The sequence below is a fragment of the Micromonospora maritima genome, assembly GCF_902825405.1.
Classification (GTDB): Bacteria; Actinomycetota; Actinomycetes; order Mycobacteriales; family Micromonosporaceae; genus Micromonospora; species Micromonospora maritima.
Genome location: NZ_CADEAU010000016.1, coordinates 12,734 through 30,285, shown reverse-complemented (window position 1 = coordinate 30,285; position 17,552 = coordinate 12,734). Strand labels below are relative to the sequence as shown.

Genomic DNA, 17,552 nt, shown 5'->3' with positions numbered 1-17,552 from the left:
AGTTCCGCGGTGGCCGGCGGCGGCCCGGCCACCGCGACCGGCAGGTCACGCGGCGCGAGGTGCGCGGCCGGTGCCGCGAACAGGGGTACGAGCAGCGCCTGCGCCACCACCGCGAGGCCGACCAGCAGCGCGGCGAGGGTCCAGGGCGAGCGGGTCCGGAGCATCGGCGTCTCCTTAAAACGAATGTTCGTTCTCTTACCTTGAGCGTGCGCCTCCGCGCGGCCTTCGTCAAGAACGAACGTTCGCTTTAGAATGTGGGGCGTGCCACGAGTCTCCGAGCAGCACCTCGCCGCCCGCCGCCAGCAGATCCTCGACGCGGCCCGGCGCTGCTTCGTGCGCGACGGCTTCCACCACACCTCGATGCAGGACGTGATCAAGGAGGCCGGGCTCTCGGTCGGGGCGGTCTACCGCTACTTCCCGAGCAAGAACGACCTGATCACCGCCATCGCCCAGGCGGTGATCGGCACCGCGGACGCGACCTTCGCCGACCTGGCCACCGTCGATCCGCCGCTGCCGCTGACCGGGGTGCTGGAGCGGGCCCTGACCTTCGTCGACACCCAGCTCGGCCCGGACGGGGTGCTGCCGCTGGCGTTGCAGGTGTGGAGCGAGGCGCAGCGCGACCCGGTGCTCGCGGAGTTCGTCGCGGCCACGTACACCCGCCTGCGGGCCCACTTCGTCACCGCCACCGCCCGGGCGCGCGACGCCGGCGAGCTGCCCCCCGACGCGGATCCGGACGCGGTGGGCGCGGCGCTGTTCGGCCTGGTCCCCGGCTACTTCACCCAGCGCATCCTCACCGGCTCCCCCGACCGCGAGACCTACCTGACCGGCGCCCACACCCTCCTGCGCTGAGGTGTTAGGAGGGGCCCCTTGTTATGCAGAATGCGTTAACAAGGGGCCCCTCCTTTCACAGGCGCCAGAGCTGGAAGGTAGGGCCGTCCGCCGGCAGCGTCACCGTGCCGTCGGCGGACGGGCGCAGCGCCGGCGCGCCGCCGTGGATGTTGTCGGCGGCCGGCAGGCCGGCCAGGCGGACCGGGGAGCCGGGGGCGCGGCGGGCCAGCGCCAGCACCGTGCCGGTCGGCGCCTCGCGCAGGAACACCAGCGTGTCCGCGTCCGCGTGCACCCACCGCAGGCCGCCGTGCCGCAGCGCCGGCTCCTCGCGACGCAGCGCCAGCAGCGACCGGTACGCGTCGAACGTGCGCCCGTCCCAGCTCTCCGGCCGGTGCCACGGCATCGGGGTGCGCGAACCCTCCCCGTTGGTGCCGGTCAGGCCCAGCTCGTCACCGGCGAACACCACGGGCGTGCCGGGCATGGTGGCGAGCAGGCCGGCGGCCACCTCCTGCCGGGACGCGTCACCGACCACCGTGCGGATCCGGGCCGAGTCGTGCGAGCCGAGCAGCTGCCACGAGTGGGTGTACGACCGCCAGGAGACAAGTGAGCGGTAGGTGTCCATGGTGGCCAGGACCGCGCCCGCGTCCCGCCGCCGGACCCCGCCCGGCGTGCCGAGGAAGTTCGGCACCGGGTCGTCGCCGGCACGCAGCCAGGACCACACCGGGTCGGTGAAGCCGACGTAGTTCATCGTCCCGTGCCAGCCGTCCCGGTCCAGGTCGCCGGTGTGGTCGTGGCCGTGCTCGGCGAGCAGCAACGCGTCCGGCCGGGTCTGCGCCACCACCTCCCGCAGCAGCCGCGCCACCTCGTGGGTGTACGCGTCGGCGCCCCGCCGGCCGGTCATGTTCGCCACGTCCACCCGCCAGCCGTCCAGCCCGTACGGCGGGCGCAGCCAGCGGCGCAGCAGCGAGTCCTCGGCGGTGGCGAACCGGCGGCGCAGCTCCGCGCTGCCCCAGTTGAGCTTCGGCAGCGACTTGACCCCGTTCCAGGACTCGTAGTCGCCGCCCGCGAGGTCGAAGTAGTACAGGTCGCGCTCGGGAGCGCGCACGTCCGAGACCGCGGCGGTGAACCAGTCGTGCGCGTCGCCGGTGTGGTTGCTGGTGATGTCGCCGAGCAGGCGCCAGCCCCGGGCGTGCACCGCGTCGGCGAGCCGGGCCAGCGCGGCGTCGCCGCCGAGCAGCGGGTCGACCGTGTCGAAGCTGGACGCGTCGTACCTGTGGTTGGAGCGGGCCGGGAAGACCGGGGTGAGGTAGACCGTGTTGACCCCGAGCCGGTCCAGGTGGTCCAGGCGCTCGGTGATCCCGTCGAGGTCGCCGCCGTAGAACTGGCGGGGCGTCTCCGGGCCGCGGCCGATCACCGGGGTGTCCCAGTCGCACGGGATCGCCCAGTCCGGCGCGGTGCGCCCGTCCGCGCCGGCCGAGCGGGCGAACCGGTCCGGGAAGATCTGATAGATCACCGCGTCCCGGGCCCAGGCCGGCGGCGGCGCGTAGCTGACCAGCTTGAAGTCGCCGTGGTCCGGCACGTCGTGGTCGACCAGGCCGGCCGCGTTCAGCCAGCGGGCGCCCCGGTCACCGTCGAGCAGGAAGCGGTAGTTGCTGACCGGGTTGCGGACCTCGACGTCGGCCCGCCACCACACGTCACCGTTCTCGGTGCGGTCGACCACCGCCTCGGCGAAGTGCGGCTCGCCGTCGCCGGTGGTGCGCAGGTGCACCTGACGGACGCCGGCGCCGGCCGGCACCCGGACGAAGACCGGAACGGTCTGCCCGAGCGCGGGCTCCTGCTCCGGTACGTAGGTGGCGGATCCGTCGTGGTGCGGTTGCAGGGACATGGTGCTGCCTTTCGCGTCGTACCGACAGGGAGTGGGGCGGGCACCCGCCGCGGTCGGTTTCACCCGACCGCGGCGGTCCGCCCGAGAACCGCTCCGGTGTACGTCGACACGACGCCCTTGCCGCAGCGTGAGCCGAGGAGGCTCAGCCCTTGACGGCTCCGGAGGTGAGGCCGGAGACGATGTAGCGCTGGAGCAGTTGGAACACCAGCACCGTCGGGATCGCGGTGAGCAGCGTGCCGGCCGCGAAGATCCCGAAGTTGTTGTTGCGTTCGCCCGCCACCAGGCCGTACATGCCGACCGCGAGGGTCTTCGACTCGGTGTTGGTGAGGAACACGTTGGCGATGATGAACTCGTTGATCGACCCGATGAACGCGAGCAGGCCGGTCACCGCCAGGATCGGCGCCACCAGCGGCAGCATGATCCGGAAGAAGACCTGCACGTGCGAGGCGCCGTCCATGGTCGCCGACTCGTCCAGCTCCTTCGGCAGCGTGTCGAAGAAGCCCTTCATCAGCCAGGTGTTCGCACCGAGCGCGCCACCCATGTAGAGCAGGAACAGGCCCCACGGGGTGTTGAAGCCGATCGCCGGGTACAGGTCGGTGACCGTGGTGAAGATCAGGAAGATCGCCACGATGGCCAGGAACTGCGGGAACATCTGGATCAGCAGCAGCGTGAGCAGGCCGACCCGACGCCCGGCGAACCGCATCCGGGAGAACGCGTACGCGGCCAGCGCCGACAGGAAGATCGACGCGAAGCTGGCCACGCCCGCCAGCAGCAGCGAGTTGAGGAACCAGTGGCCGAACGCGGTGCGGTCGAACAGGTTGGTGAAGTTCTCCAGCGACGCCCCGGTCGGCAGCAGCTCGGTGGAGGAGAGCGTGCCGAGCGGGTTGAGTGCCGCCGAGATCACGAACAGGATCGGGAAGAGGCTGAACACGACGGACAGCACGCCGACCAGGTGCCGCCAGCCCACCTGGGCGAACCACCGGCTGCGCGCCCGGCCCGCCGCGTTGCGGTTGGCCACCGGGGTTTCCGCGATGCTGGTCACGAGTACACCTCCTCCTGCTTGCGGGTGCGCCGGAAGCTGATCGCCGACACCGTCGCCACGATCGCGAAGATGAAGATCGACACGGTCGCGGCCAGGCCGAACTCGGCGCCCTGCGCGCCGAACGCCAGCCGGTAGGTGTAGGTGATCAGCAGGTCGGTGGCGCCGTTGCGCGGGTTGTCCGGCGCGAACGGCCCGCCCTCGGTGGTGAACAGGATCGCGTTGACGTTGTTGAAGTTGTACGCGAACGACGCGATCAGCAGCGGCGAGAGCGCCACCAGCAGCAGCGGCAGGGTGACCGCCTTGAACGACTGCCAGGGCGTCGCCCCGTCGACCGAGGTGGCCTCGGTCAGCTCCCGCGGGATGGCCTGCAACGCGCCGGTGGCGACCAGGAACATGTACGGGTAGCCGAGCCAGAGCTGCACCAGCAGCACCGCGATCCGGGCCGACCAGGAGCCGCCGAACCAGTCGACGTCCAGCCCGAACAGGTTGTTGACCAGGCCGAAGTCGGTGTTGAACATGTCCCGCCAGACCAGCAGCATCGCGAACGACGGCATCGCGTACGGGAGGATCAGCAGCACCCGGTAGAAGTTCGTGCCCTTCATCCGGGGCGAGTGCAGCGCGAGGGCGATGGCCATGCCGAGCAGGAAGGTGAAGCCGGTGGAGCCGATCGCGAACGCGAAGTTCCAGGCCAGGGTGCCGAAGAACGGCTTGGAGATGTTCGGGTCGGTGAGCACCGCGCTGAAGTTCTTCAGCCCGACGTCGACCTTCCAGCCCTGGGTGAGCCGTTCCCCGTCGGCGGCGACGAAGGAGCCGGCCTTCTCGTCGGCGCTCCACGTCTTGCCGGTCTCGCTGTCCTTGACGCAGTCGCAGCCGGCGTCGTACGCCCGGGCCGCCTTGCCCTCGTAGGCCCGGGTGAGGCCGTTGGAGCGGATGGCGCCGTCGTCGGTGGGGACGATCAGCGCGGTGACGGCGTCGCTGCGGCCGCTGGCCTGGCCGATGTTCAGCACGGTGTAGCCGTCGGCGGCGGTGACCTTGCCGCTCAGGCTGCTGACCGTGACGTCGGCCGCGTCGAGCTTGCGCAGCCCGCCCGCGTCGCCCGCGAAGACCTCCTTGGTCTTCGGGTCGCTCAGCAGGAAGACCAGGGAACCGGTCGCCGGGTCGCCCTTGGTGGCGATGCTGAGGTTGTACTCGGTCGAGCCGGGGACCTGCTTCACCGAGGAGGTCTGGATGGCGACGATCGCGTCGTCCTTGCTGCCGCGGTGGCCGTCGCCGAAGTTCGTGAACGCGGTGCTCGCGGTGTAGAGCACCGGGAAGACCTGGAAGGCGATGAGGAACAGCGTGCCGGGGACCAGGTACTTGGCCGGGATGTGCCGGCGGCTCAGGTAGAGATAGAACAGACCGGCGGTGGTGGCCGCCAGGACACCCAGCCCGATCCAGTGTCCGGCCTCGATGAGCGGGAACGCCGCCCAGATCGCGATCCCGGCCACCAGGCCGAGCAGGACCACCTTGACGACGAGGCCGGTCGCGGTGATCGGCGCGTGGTTCCGCGCGGTACGGGACGTGCGCGGGAGCCCGGGGCGGGCGGGCTCCCGGCCCGGGGTCTGCGTGGCAGACCCCGGGCCGGACAGCGGCGCGCTCATTACTTGATCTGACCCTGGATGGTCTTGCCAGCGGCCGTGATCGTCTTGGCCGGGTCGGCGCCACCGATGATGGCGGCCTCCGCCTTGCCGAACGGGTCCCAGATCGCGGCCATGGCCGGGATCGCCGGGAGCACCTGGCCGTTCTTGCCGGCCTCGGAGAACTTGGCCAGGTCGGCGTCCTCACCCTTGACCTGGTCGAAGGCGGCGGTCAGCGCCGGCGGGCGCGGCTCGGCCTTGTACAGCGCGACGGCCAGCTCGGGCTTGGTCACGTAGTTGGTGACGAACTCCTGGGCCAGGGCCTTGTTCTTGCCCTTGGCGGCCACGTAGAACGCCTGGACGCCCACGAACGGCTGGGCCTCCTTGCCACCGGCGAAGCCGGGGACCGGGGAGATGTCGTACTTGATGTTGGCCTTCTTGGCGTCGGCCACGGCCCACGGGCCGGAGACCAGGAACGCGCACTTCTTGCCGGTGAAGGTGGAGATGGCGTTCTCCGGGGTGATGGAACGCTTCAGCGCGCCGTCGCCCTTCTCGCCGAGCTTCGCGATCTTCTGGAAGGCCGCGATCGACTCCGGCTTGCCCACGCCCAGGTCCTTCGGGTCGTAGTCGCCGTTGGCGGTGGTGCCGAACAGGTTGCCGCCGCCGGAGGTGTACAGCGGGTAGATGTGGTACGCGTCGCCGTTCTGACCGGACTGGAGGCAGAGGATCTCGGTGGCCTTCTTCTCCGCCTTGAGCTTCTTGCCGGTGGCGACCAGGTCCTCGATCGTCTTCGGCGCCTCGGGGGCCAGCTCGGTGTTGCGGATCAGCGCCACGTTCTCGGTGGCGTAGGGCACGCCGTAGAGCTGGCCGTTGAACGTGACGGCCTTGATGGCGGTCTCGTTGAAGCCGCTCTTCTGCTCGGCCGGCAGCTGCACCGGGTCGATGGCGCCGTTCTGGACCATGTTGCCGATCCAGTCGTGCGCGCCGACCACGACGTCCGGGCCGCTGCCCTGCTGGGAGGCGGTGACGAAGTTGGTCTGCAGGTCCTTGGAGACGGCCTGGACCTCGACGGTCACGCCGTTCTCCTTGCCGAACTCCTCGGCGAAGGGCTTGAGGGCGGCGGTGCGCTTGTCGTCGGCCCAGATGACCAGCTTGCCGCCGGTCGCCTTGGCGGACTGGTCAGCGGCCGGCTTGTCGTCGCTGCCGCTGTCACCACAGCCGGACGCGGCGAGCGCCAGGCCGAGGACGGCGACCACACCCGCGGTACGGATGCGCATCGGTACTCCTGTCGTCATGGTGGCAAGCCGGGGGAAGGGCGACCACCAGTGGAAACCTCTGAAAGTTCTTGCTGACCGGCGCGGGGGTGCTGCGCCGCTGCTCTCGCATGTTGCGGGGACGTTAGCAAGAGGTTGCAGAGAATGGAAGGGCTTGCAGAAGTGTACGCAAGACTTTGCCGTTGAGCTAAAGTGCCGCCATGCGCGCTCGACTGTCCGACATCGCCCAACAGGCCGAAGTCAGCGAGGCCACGGTGTCGCGGGTGCTCAACGACCGCCCCGGTGTGGCCCCGGAGACCCGGCAGGCCGTCCTCACCGCCCTCGACGTGCTCGGCTACGAGCGCCCCGCCCGGCTGCGCAAGCGCAGTGCCGGGCTGGTCGGCCTGGTCGTGCCCGAGCTGGACAACCCGATCTTCCCGGCGTTCGCCCAGATCATCGAGTCCGCCCTCGCCCCGACCGGCTACACGCCCGTGCTCTGCACCCAGACCCCCGGCGGCGTCCGCGAGGACGAGTACGTCGAGATGCTGCTGGACCGGCAGGTATCCGGCATCGTCTTCGTCTCCGGCCTGCACGCCGACACCGCGGCGGACCACGACCGGTACCGCACGCTGCTGGCCCGGCCGCTGCCGATCGTCATGATCAACGGCTACGCCCCGGGCATCCCCGCGCCGTTCGTCTCCTGCGACGACCGGGAGTCCGCCGAACTCGCCGTGGCCCACCTGGTGGCGCTCGGGCACCGGCGGATCGGCCTGATCACCGGCCCGGACCGGTTCGTTCCGGTGCAGCGCAAGGTCGCCGGCTACAAGGCGGCGATGCGGCGCCTCACCGACGTCTCCGACGACGACCTGACCGAGCTGACCGAGCTGTCCCTGTTCGGCGTGGAGGGCGGCGAGGCCGCCGCCGGCCGGCTGATCGAGCGCGGCGCGACCGGCCTGGTCTGCGGTTCCGACCTGATGGCGCTCGGCGCGATCCGGGCGGCCCGCCAGCGCGGCCTGTCCGTGCCCGAGGACGTCTCCGTGGTCGGCTACGACGACTCGCCGCTGATGGCGTTCACCGACCCGCCGCTGACCACCGTCCGCCAGCCGGTCGCCGCGATGGCGGTCGCCGCGGTGCGGGCGCTCGTCGACGAGATCAACGGTCACCCCTCCCCCAACTCCGAGTACCTGTTCCGCCCCGAGCTGGTGGTACGCGGCTCCACCGCGGTGACCCGCCCCGCAACCTCCCCCAAACGCCAGCGCCCCGCCCCCTCCTCCCTCGCCATCCCCGCCTAACCCCCTCCCCCCGCCTCCCCGCCCCACCCCGCCGATCTTGCACCTCGGGCCCCGACAAAAGGGGTGAAGGCCGCGAGTCGTGGGCAGCAACTGCAAGATCGTGCGGACGAGCGGACGGGAGCGCGGGCGGGGCTGGGTCGCTCGACGAGGACGGCTGGCGGGGCGGCGGTTCCGCCGGCACGGCGAGGTGGCGGGGTCGGGGGGCCTTCGATCGCGCCACCTCGGCGGAGTGGCGGAGAAGGCGACGCGCGCGGGCGGCATCAGGGCGGCGAGACGACGAGTGGGCGGCTCGGATCACCCCACCTCGGGGAAGCGGCGTGGGCGGGACGCCGGGGAACCGCTGGGTGTCTCGGGATGCGGGACGGGGACGGAAGCGTGATCGTGCTGGCCGAGAGGTGATCGGTGTCATTTCTTGCGCAAGGAATGCTTGACTCTTGCAGCGCCGGAGCGGCATCCTGCTCAGACACCCTGCGCCACCACAGAACGGGAATCGACATCCGATGACCTCCGCCCCCACCCCCACGCCGCTGGCCGCCGACGACGACTGGTGGCGGTCCGCGGTCGTCTACCAGGTCTACGTCCGCAGCTTCGCCGACGCGAACTCCGACGGCGTCGGTGACCTCCAGGGCATCCGGCAGCGCCTGCCCTACCTGCGTGACCTCGGCGTGGACGCGCTCTGGCTGACCCCCTTCTACACCTCGCCGCAGGTCGACGCCGGCTACGACGTGTCCGACTACCGGGACGTCGACCCGCTCTTCGGCAACCTCACCGACTTCGACGAGATGATCACCGACGCGCACGCCCTGGGCCTGCGGATCATCGTCGACCTGGTGCCCAACCACACCTCCAGCGCGCACCCGTGGTTCACCGCGGCGCTCGCCGCCGGTCCGGGCTCCCCCGAGCGTGAGCGCTACCTGTTCGCCGACGGCAAGGGCGAGCAGGGCGAGCTGCCTCCGAACGACTGGGAGAGCATCTTCGGCGGCCCGGCGTGGACCCGCGTGGTCGACGGCCAGTGGTACCTGCACCTGTTCGACCCGGCCCAGCCCGACCTGAACTGGCGCCACCCCGAGGTGCGGGCCGAGTTCGAGGACGTCCTGCGCTTCTGGCTGGACCGCGGCGTGGACGGCTTCCGGATCGACGTGGCGCACGGGATGATCAAGGCCGAGGGCCTGCCGGACGTCGGCTTCAACTCGATGACCACCGGCCAGCGCCAGTCGGAGTTGCTCGGCAAGGGCCGGCTGCCCTACTTCGACCAGGACGAGGTGCACGACATCTACCGCGCCTGGCGGCCCATCCTGGACAGCTACCCGGGCGGCCGGATGGCGGTCGCCGAGGCCTGGGCCGAGACCCCGCAGCGGCTGGCCCGCTACATCGGCCCGGACGAGCTGCACCAGGCGTTCAGCTTCGACTTCCTCGACGCCACCTGGTCGGCCGACTCGTTCCGCAAGGTGATCGACACCGCGCTCGCCGAGTCGACGATCGTCGGCGCGCCCACCACCTGGGTGCTCTCCAACCACGACCGGCAGCGTCACGTCACCCGGTACGGCGACGGCGAGGTCGGCCTGCGCCGCGCCCGGGCCGCCGCGCTGCTGATGTTCGCGCTGCCCGGCTGCGCGTACGTCTACCAGGGCGAGGAGCTGGGCCTGCCGGAGGTGCTGGACCTGCCCGACGAGCTGCGCCAGGACCCCGCGTTCCGGCGCACCGGGGAGAGCCGCGACGGCTGCCGGGTGCCGATCCCGTGGAGCGGCGAGCTGGCCCCGTACGGCTTCGGGCCGGACGGCAGCGAGCTGAGCTGGCTGCCGGCGCCGGCTACCTGGCGGTCCCTCTCGGTGGCCGCCCAGACCGGCACCCCCGGGTCGACGCTGGAGCTCTACCGGGCCGCGCTGCGGATCCGCGGCGAGCACCCGGCGCTGGCCGGTCTCGGTGGCATCACCTGGCTGGAGACCGAGCCCGGCGTGCTGGCGTTCCGCCGCGCCGCCGGGGACACCGAGCTGACCTGCGTGGTCAACATCAGCGGCGCCGACGTGACGGTGACCGGCCACGGCCGGCCGCTCGTCGCCAGCGCCGACCTCACCGAGCAGGGCGACGGGCACGTCCTGCCGGTGGACGCAGCTGCGTGGTTCGAACGGCGCTGAGCCGGGTAACCCGCCAACGACCTGGTCGTCCGTTGTGCTCCGCGCCGACGGGCGGCTGGGCTGCCGACCCCTTGTGGTGGGGGGTGAGGTGGTACCGGCCCCTCGGGAGTCCGCTCCTGGGGGGCCGGTGTCCATCGGGGATCCCGGGGTACCACACGGGGATGACCGCACACGTCGCGCAGTACACCCTCGACGTCACCGACCTGGACCGGATGCTGGCGTTCTGGTCGGCCGCGCTCGGCTACACCGTCGCCCGCGGCGACGACGGCAGCGCGAAACTGCATCCACCGCCCGGCCGTCCGGGTCCGACCGTCTGGTTGCAGGGCAGCGGCACCTCGAAGCACGGCAAGAACCGGTTGCACCTGGACCTGGTCCCGGACGGCGACCCGGCGGCCGAGGTCGACCGGTTGATCGGGCTCGGCGCCCGGCGAGCCGACGTGGGACAGACCGGCGCGGAGGGCTTCGTGGTGCTGGCCGACCCGGAGGACAACGAGTTCTGCGTGCTCGACGGGCCGCCGAGCTGAGAGTCAGCCGCCCTTGGCGGTGAGCATCGCGGCGATCCGGGCGAAGCCGGCGCGGACCTCGTCGGAGTCCGGCGGGTTCGCCGGCTCCGGCTCCGGCTGGCGCTCGGCGGCCAGTTCCAGCTCCTCGTCGATGACGTCCTCGAAGTCACCGTAGAGATCCGCCTGGTCGGCCTGGGTCGCCTCGTCCGCGGCGGCGATCTGCGCGGCGGCGATCTCGCCCCGGATCTCCTCCGGCGTCAGCGCCGGCAGCAACGGCTCCACCACCGCCATCAGCTGTTCCTCGGCCACCACGGCCTCGGCCAGCGCGAGCGCGTGCGGCCGCTCGTACGGCCCGCAGACCACCGGCTCCCACTCGTCCTCGGGGCCGAGCGGAGCGAACGTGATGATCCACGGCAGGCCCAGCATCGGCGAGTCGTCCGGCAGGTCCAGTGTCACGAGTGCGCCCACCGGCCCATCATGGTCGGTGCGCGTCCGGCCGGGGAGCGCAATCCCCCGACTCTCCCCGCTCAGGCGACCGCTCTCAGCCACGCGTACCGGCGTCCAGCGCCGCACGGACCAGGGCGAGCGCCCGCTCCGGCGGGACGCCCAGGCGACGCGCCTCCTCGGCGTACCCGGCGGCGGCGCGATGCAGCCGGTCGGTGGCGTCGTCGCGCCCCGGGGCCACCACCGTGCCGTGCCGGCCCCGGGTCTCGACCAGCCCGGCGGCCTCCAGCTCGCGGTAGGCCCGGGCCACCGTGTTCACCGCCAGCCCCAGGTCCGCGGCGAGCTGCCGGACCGCGGGCAGCCGGGTGCCCACCGGCAGCCGCCCGTCGCCGACCATGCTCGCGAGCTGCGCGCGCACCTGCTCGTACGGGGGGGTCGCCGAAGCGGCGTCGATCCGGATCCGGGCGTTCATCCGCCGCCTCCCGGGGTGCCCGGGTCGGTCTCCTCGTCGAGCACGTCCGCCTCCACGTCCACCTCCCGCGCCCCGCCCTCGGCCAGGTCCACCACCCGGCCGAACCGGCTGGTGGCGGCGAGCGCGGCGCCGAAGAGCACCAGTTGGTTGAGCAGGTAGAGGTAGAGCAGCAGCCCCACGGCGGTGGCCACCACCGTGTACGCCGGGTTCCGTTCGGTGCGCACGACGTAGTAGCGCCCCACGGTGTTGAGCAGGGTGATCCCGACCGCGACGGTCAGCACCGCCGGGCGCAGCCGACGCCGGCTCATCCGCAGCCGGGGCACGGCGAGCAGCAGCGCGGCGGCCAGCACGGCGTTGACCAGCACGCTGAGCACCGCGCTGACCGTGGTCAGGCCCACCGAGCCGGTGCTGCGCAGCAGGAAGCGCAGCAGCGACTCCAGCGCGTCGACGGCGGCGACCGAGACGAAGAGCAGCACGAAGACCGCGACCAGTACGCCCAGGTCGACCAGCCGGCGCACCACCAGGTTGCCGGGCTGCTGGTTGAAGCCGTACATCAGCCGCTGCGAGGAGCGGATCGCCTCCACCCAGCCGATGCCGGTGAAGACCAGGATGACCAGGCCGACCACGCCGACGGTGTTGCTGCTCTCGGCGATCTGCGCCGGGTCGAGGAAGGGCAGGTTCTCCCGCAGGAACTCGGCCGCCGCGCGGCTGACCTCCTCGTTGTCCCGCAGCACCGCGCCGAAGATCCAGTACGCGACCAGGGCCAGCGCGAACACGGCGAAGAACCCGTAGTAGGCGATGGCGGCGGCGAGCCGACCGGCCATCAGGTCGGCGTAGAGCGTCCCGGCCAGCCAGAGGTGGTCGAAGACCGACGAGCGACCACGAGCCGCGTCGATACGGCGCCCGATGGCCGTCTCGATCCGGCCGAAGACGTTCACCCCGTCATCCTCGCCGATCCCCGCTCCCGGCGGAGGCGGCCCGGCCGGCCGGGTGTTCAGCGCGCGCCGCCGAGCCGGAAGTCGCGGCGGGGCTGCCATCGGGTCGCCCCGCTGTGGGAGAAGAGCGTGAACGCCTCCACCTCGAACAGCGCGGAGAAGTCGGCCAGGTCCTCGTAGGCCTTGTCCAGCACCTCGGGCGGCACGTCCTGGGCCACCGTCACGTGCGGGTGGTAGGGGAAGCGCGTCTCCCGGCCCAGTTCGGGTGCGGAGTTGATGGCGGCGGCGAGCAGCTCGCACTCGCTGATCCCGGCCGCCACCGCCACGAACACCACCTGGGTGACCGGGCGGAACGTGCCGGTGCCGCGCAGGTGCAGGGTGAACGGCAGGTGCGTGGCGGCCACCCGGGCCAGGTGCTCCTCGACGGCCGGCAGCGCGCGTACCGGGATCTCGGTGGGCCCGAGGAGGGTGACGTGCGCCGGCACGGCCTGCGGGTCGCCGGCGGAGATCCGGCGACGGGTGAGCTGCCCGCCCCACGGTTCGGGGACGTCGACCGCGATCCCGATCTGGATCGTGTCGCCGCCGTCCGGCGCTGCGTCACTGCCCGCCACGTTGCGCGCCATCCCTCCGGCCACCGACTGCGTCACTCCCGTCCCGCCCGGGCCCCTACTCGAACCGCACCGGCGGGAAGAAGCCCACCCGCTCGTACGCGGTGCGCAGCGTCTCGGCCGCGACCGCCCGGGCCTTCTCCGCGCCCCGCGCGAGCAGCTTGTCGAGCTGGGCCGGATCGTCCAGGTAGCCGTTGGTGCGCGCCTGGATCGGCGTGACGAACTCCCGCACCACCTCGGCGAGGTCCTTCTTCAGGTCGCCGTAGCCCTTGCCGTCGTACGCGGCGACCAGGTCGTCGATGCTCCGGCCGGAGAGCGCGGAGTAGATGGTGAGCAGGTTGGAGATGCCGGGCTTGCCCTCGGCGTCGAAGACGATCTCGCGGCCGGTGTCGGTGACCGCCGAGCGGATCTTCTTGGCCGAGCGCGCCGGGTCCTCCAGCAGGTCGATGATGCCGGCCGGCGAGGAGGACGACTTGGACATCTTGGCCGTCGGGTCCTGGAGGTCGGTGATCTTCGCGGTGTCCTTCACGATGTGCGGGGCGGGCACGGTGAAGGTGCGGCCGAACAGCGAGTTGAACCGCTGCGCCAGGTCGCGGGAGAGTTCCAGGTGCTGCCGCTGGTCCTCGCCGACCGGCACCGCGTTCGCCTGGTAGAGCAGGATGTCGGCGGCCTGGAGGATCGGGTAGGTGAACAGGCCGACGCTGGCCCGCTCGCTGCCCTGCTTCTGCGACTTGTCCTTGAACTGGGTCATCCGGCCGGCCTCGCCGAAGCCGGTGATGCAGCCGAGCACCCAGGCCAGCTGCGAGTGCTCGGGCACCTGCGACTGGACGAACAGGGTGCTGCGGTCCGGGTCGATGCCCAGCGCGAAGAGCTGCGCGGCGGCCAGCCGGCTGCGCTGCTTGAGCACCTTCGGGTCGTGCCCGGCGGTGATCGCGTGCAGGTCCACCACGCAGTAGAACGCGTCGTGGCTCTCCTGCAGGGCCACCCAGTGCCGCAGCGCGCCCAGGTAGTTGCCGAGGTGGAACGAGTCGGCGGTCGGCTGGATGCCGGAGAAGACGCGCGGCCGGGCGGGTACGTCGGACATGGCGGCAATTCTGTCAGCAAGCCCCGGCGTCCGTCATGACGGGCCGGCGGGTCGGGCGGGTACGGGCGGCAGCGGGCCGCTGACCTCGCGCCGGGGCTCGGGCAGCCGCGCGGCGGAGACCACCAGGCGGGACACCCGCCGGCCGTCGAGCGCCAGCACCCGCAGCAGCCAGCCCTCCGGATCGGCCGGGCCCGATCCGTCCGCCGGGTCGACGGCGACCGGCACCTCGTCGCCCGCCACCGGCAGCCGGCCCAGCGCGGCCATCACGTAGCCGCCCACCGTCTCGTACGGGCCGGCCGGCAGCGGCACCCCGGTGCGTTCGGCGAAGTCGGCCAGGTTGAGTCGACCGTCGACCACGGCGGGCAGGCCGGCGGGCTCGGCGTCGGGCGGGCCGTGGCCCTCGTCGTGGATCTCCCCGACCAGTTCCTCCACCAGGTCCTCGCAGGTCACGATGCCGGCGGTGCCGCCGTACTCGTCGACCACCACGGCCAGGTGGTGGCCCTCGCGGCGCATCTCGGTGAGCGCCGCGAGCACCCGCTTGCTGTCGGGCAGCCGCTTGACCTCACGGGTCAGCTCACCGACGGTGGCCCGCGGACCCGGGCCCGGGCGCAGCAGCACGTCGCGCAGGTGCACCAGGCCGACCACGTCGTCGTGCGTGCCGTCGACCACGGGGTAGCGGGTGTGCGGGTCGTCGCGGACCAGGCGCTGCGCCTCGGCCACGGGAAGTCCGGCGGCGAGGAAGACCACCTCGGTGCGGGGCACCATCACCTCGCGGACCAGCCGCGCGCCGGCCACCAGCACCTCGTCGATGATCCGCCGCTCGTCCGGGTCGAGCAGCGTGTTCGCCGCGACCAGGTCACGCAGTTCGGCCTCGCTGATCCGCTCGCGGCCGGCGGTGGGGCTCGCTCCGAGCAGGTCGGTGACCAGGCGGGTGGCGCCGTCGGCGGCCCGGACCACGAGGCGGGCCACGGTCCGGGCGAGCGGGCCGGGATCGCGGCGGGGCCGCCCCGGCGGTCGCCGCCGAGGCCCGGGACCACCTGCCTCCCGCATGACAAGGATGGTAGACAGCGCACACCGTCCACCCGCCCGAATGTTCGTATCTGTTCAATCCTGATGGATTGTGATGGAATGGAGCGAGGCTCACTCGACAGCGGCGGCACAGCCGCCGGCCGTAGGGTGATCACGGACGGCCGCCGCACAACGCGGCCAGGCGGAGGAGGACCTCACGTGAAACTGCTCGTCACCGGCGGCGCCGGCTACATCGGCAGCGTGGTGACCCGGATGCTGCTCGACCACGGCCACCAGGTGACCGTGCTGGACGACCTGCGCACCGGTCACCGCGAGGCGCTCGCGCCCGAGGCGACGCACGTCGACCTGCCGGTGCACGAGACCGCCCGGGTGCTCACCCCCGACGCCGGGTTCGACGGCGTGCTGCACTTCGCCGCGCTGATCGCCGCCGGCGAGTCGATGGTCAAGCCGGAGCTCTACTGGCACACCAACACCGTCGGCTCGCTCGCCCTGATCGACGCGGTCCGCGCCGCCCGGGTGCCCCGGATGGTGTTCTCCTCCACCGCCGCCGTCTACGGCAACCCCACCGAGCTGCCCATCCCGGAGACCGCCGTCAAGGCCCCCACCAGCACCTACGGGGCCACGAAGCTGGCCGTCGACATGGCGTTGACCTCCGAGGCGGTCGCGCACGACCTGGGTGCCGTCTCCCTGCGCTACTTCAACGTCGCCGGCGCCTACCTGCACGACGGGCGCGCCATCGGCGAGCGGCACGACCCGGAGACGCACCTCATCCCGATCGCGCTCGACGTGGCCGCCGGCCGCCGCGAGAAGCTCCAGCTCTTCGGCGACGACTACCCCACCGTCGACGGCACCTGCGTGCGCGACTACATCCACGTCGAGGACCTGGCCCGCGCCCACCTGCTCGCGCTCGACGCGGCCACCCCGGGCCGGCACCGGATCTACAACCTGGGCAACGGCAACGGCTTCACCAACCGCCAGGTGGTCGACGTGGTCCGCGAGGTCACCGGCCACCCGGTGCCGGTCGAGGTGGCGCCGCGCCGCGAGGGCGACCCGGCCGAGCTGGTCGCGTCGTCCGTCCTGGCCCGCGACGAACTCGGGTGGACGCCGGCCAAGCCCACGCTGCACGACATGGTCGGCGACGCCTGGGCGTTCTACCGCGAGCACGTCGGGCGGCCGGCGTGAGCACCGCGATCGTGGGCGAGGGCCGCGGCGACGTCGCCGACCGTGCCACCGCCGGCTTCCGGCAGCGGTACGGCACCGAGCCGGCGGGCCGCTGGGCGGCTCCCGGGCGGGTCAACCTGATCGGCGAGCACACCGACTACAACGACGGTTTCGTGCTGCCCTTCGCGCTGCCGCTGCGTACCGTGGTGGCCGCGGCGCCCGGCCCGGACGGGCGCTGGACCGTCTGGTCGGAGCTGGACGACGAGCCGGTGGAGTTCGGGGCCGAGGCCGCCGACGAGCCCGGCCGGGTCGACGGCTGGGCCGCCTACGTGGCCGGCGTGGTGTGGGCGCTGCGGGCCGCCGGCCTCGACGTCCCCGGCGCGCGGCTCGCCATCGCCTCCGACGTCCCGGTCGGCTCCGGGCTCTCCTCGTCGGCCGCCATCGAGTCGGCCGTGCTGGCCGCGCTCGTCGACCTCGGCGGGCTCGACCTGCCCACCGAGCGCTGGCCCCGGCTCGCCCAGCGGGCCGAGAACGACTACGTCGGCGCGCCCACCGGGATCATGGACCAGTCCGCGGTGATCCGGGGCGTCCAGGGGCACGCGCTCTTCCTCGACTGCCGCACCGAGGAGGTCGAGCAGATCCCGTTCGACCTGGACGCGGCCGGGCTGGCCGTGCTGGTGGTGGACAGCCGCGCCCCGCACCGGCACGCCGACGGCGAGTACGCCGCCCGGCGCAGGAGCTGCGAACGCGCCGCCGCCACGCTCGGCGTGGCCGCCCTGCGCGACGTCCCCACCGCCGACCTCGACGCGGCGCTGGCCCGCCTCGACGACGAGGAGACCCGCCGCCGGGTCCGGCACGTCGTCACCGAGGACCAGCGGGTGCTCGACACCGTGGCGTTGCTGCGCGCCGGCCGGGTCCGCGACATCGGCCCGCTGCTGACCGCGTCGCACGCCTCGATGCGCGACGACTTCGAGATCACCGTCCCGGAGGTCGACACCGCGGTCGAGGCGGCGCTCACGGCCGGCGCCCACGGCGCGCGGATGACCGGCGGCGGGTTCGGCGGCTGCGTGCTCGCCCTGGTCGACGTGGACGCCGCCGACACCGTGGCGCGCGCCGTGGCGGACGCGTACGCCGAACGCGGCTTCGCCGCCCCCGGCACGCTCACCGTCCAGCCCGCCGGCGGCGTCACCCGGATGTAAGGAAGGGCCCCCTATTAACGCCTGCGGTAGAGGAAGGGCCCCTTATTAACAACTCACTGTTAATAA

Annotated in this window: 16 protein-coding genes; 6 read left to right on the top strand and 10 right to left on the bottom strand. The window is 72.4% G+C overall.

Annotated features, from left to right (window positions below):
- Positions 1-261 precede the first annotated feature (261 nt).
- The gene (locus HUW36_RS03985; RefSeq protein ID WP_217428765.1) at positions 262-849 is read left to right on the top strand and encodes a TetR/AcrR family transcriptional regulator; all 588 of its coding nucleotides are present in this window, start codon (positions 262-264) and stop codon (positions 847-849) included.
- 55 nt (positions 850-904) lie between these two features.
- Here the strand turns inward: HUW36_RS03985 and HUW36_RS03980 are convergent, their stop codons facing one another.
- The 4 genes from HUW36_RS03980 to HUW36_RS03965 form a co-directional block, all read right to left on the bottom strand.
- Positions 905-2,713: a glycoside hydrolase family 13 protein gene (locus tag HUW36_RS03980; protein WP_174526846.1), complete on the bottom strand. Its 1,809-nt coding sequence runs from the start codon at positions 2,711-2,713 to the stop codon at positions 905-907.
- Between the two features lie 142 nt (positions 2,714-2,855).
- Positions 2,856-3,755, bottom strand: coding sequence for a sugar ABC transporter permease (locus HUW36_RS03975; RefSeq protein WP_174526845.1), 900 nt, complete (start codon positions 3,753-3,755; stop codon positions 2,856-2,858).
- Positions 3,752-5,395 (bottom strand): ABC transporter permease subunit, encoded by a 1,644-nt coding sequence (locus HUW36_RS03970; RefSeq protein WP_174526844.1) that lies wholly within the window; start codon positions 5,393-5,395, stop codon positions 3,752-3,754. The genes HUW36_RS03975 and HUW36_RS03970 overlap by 4 nt, the downstream gene beginning before the upstream one ends.
- Positions 5,395-6,648, bottom strand: coding sequence for a sugar ABC transporter substrate-binding protein (locus HUW36_RS03965; protein WP_174526843.1), 1,254 nt, complete (start codon positions 6,646-6,648; stop codon positions 5,395-5,397). Before HUW36_RS03965 ends, HUW36_RS03970 begins: the two co-directional genes overlap by 1 nt.
- Before the next feature lie 197 nt (positions 6,649-6,845).
- On the opposite strand from HUW36_RS03965, the gene HUW36_RS03960 reads away from it, so the two are divergent.
- The 3 genes from HUW36_RS03960 (at position 6,846) to HUW36_RS03950 (ending at position 10,575) form a co-directional block, all read left to right on the top strand.
- On the top strand, positions 6,846-7,916 hold the full coding sequence (locus HUW36_RS03960; RefSeq protein ID WP_174526842.1) for a LacI family DNA-binding transcriptional regulator: 1,071 nt from the start codon (positions 6,846-6,848) through the stop codon (positions 7,914-7,916).
- Between the two features lie 500 nt (positions 7,917-8,416).
- Positions 8,417-10,051 carry a glycoside hydrolase family 13 protein gene (locus HUW36_RS03955; protein WP_174526841.1) on the top strand — a complete coding sequence of 545 codons (1,635 nt, stop codon included), beginning with the start codon at positions 8,417-8,419 and terminating at the stop codon, positions 10,049-10,051.
- A 161-nt stretch (positions 10,052-10,212) separates the two neighbouring features.
- Positions 10,213-10,575: a VOC family protein gene (locus HUW36_RS03950; RefSeq protein WP_174526840.1), complete on the top strand. Its 363-nt coding sequence runs from the start codon at positions 10,213-10,215 to the stop codon at positions 10,573-10,575.
- A 3-nt stretch (positions 10,576-10,578) separates the two neighbouring features.
- On the opposite strand, the gene HUW36_RS03945 is transcribed toward HUW36_RS03950, so the two are convergent.
- The 6 genes from HUW36_RS03945 to HUW36_RS03920 all read right to left on the bottom strand — a co-directional run bounded on the left by HUW36_RS03945 (position 10,579) and on the right by HUW36_RS03920 (position 15,147).
- Positions 10,579-11,022 (bottom strand): hypothetical protein, encoded by a 444-nt coding sequence (locus tag HUW36_RS03945; RefSeq protein WP_174526839.1) that lies wholly within the window; start codon positions 11,020-11,022, stop codon positions 10,579-10,581.
- Between the two features lie 73 nt (positions 11,023-11,095).
- A complete protein-coding gene (locus HUW36_RS03940) occupies positions 11,096-11,470 on the bottom strand; it encodes a GntR family transcriptional regulator (protein ID WP_174526838.1) in 375 nt (124 codons plus the stop codon).
- Complete coding sequence (locus tag HUW36_RS03935; protein WP_174526837.1) at positions 11,467-12,408, bottom strand: YhjD/YihY/BrkB family envelope integrity protein; 942 nt, start codon at positions 12,406-12,408, stop codon at positions 11,467-11,469. Before HUW36_RS03935 ends, HUW36_RS03940 begins: the two co-directional genes overlap by 4 nt.
- 56 nt (positions 12,409-12,464) lie before the next feature.
- On the bottom strand, positions 12,465-13,028 hold the full coding sequence (locus HUW36_RS03930) for a 2'-5' RNA ligase family protein (RefSeq protein WP_246247861.1): 564 nt from the start codon (positions 13,026-13,028) through the stop codon (positions 12,465-12,467).
- Positions 13,029-13,071: 43 nt separating this feature from the next.
- Positions 13,072-14,097, bottom strand: a complete 1,026-nt coding sequence (gene trpS, locus HUW36_RS03925; RefSeq protein ID WP_174526835.1) for a tryptophan--tRNA ligase — start codon at positions 14,095-14,097, stop codon at positions 13,072-13,074.
- A gap of 33 nt (positions 14,098-14,130) precedes the next feature.
- The gene (locus HUW36_RS03920) at positions 14,131-15,147 is read right to left on the bottom strand and encodes a hemolysin family protein (RefSeq protein ID WP_174526834.1); all 1,017 of its coding nucleotides are present in this window, start codon (positions 15,145-15,147) and stop codon (positions 14,131-14,133) included.
- A gap of 177 nt (positions 15,148-15,324) precedes the next feature.
- Here HUW36_RS03920 and galE point away from each other — a divergent pair, with 177 nt between their 5' ends.
- Complete coding sequence (gene galE, locus HUW36_RS03915) at positions 15,325-16,308, top strand: UDP-glucose 4-epimerase GalE (protein ID WP_174526833.1); 984 nt, start codon at positions 15,325-15,327, stop codon at positions 16,306-16,308.
- On the top strand, positions 16,305-17,486 hold the full coding sequence (gene galK / locus HUW36_RS03910) for a galactokinase (protein WP_246247858.1): 1,182 nt from the start codon (positions 16,305-16,307) through the stop codon (positions 17,484-17,486). Before galE ends, galK begins: the two co-directional genes overlap by 4 nt.
- The last annotated feature ends 66 nt before the right edge of the window (positions 17,487-17,552 follow it).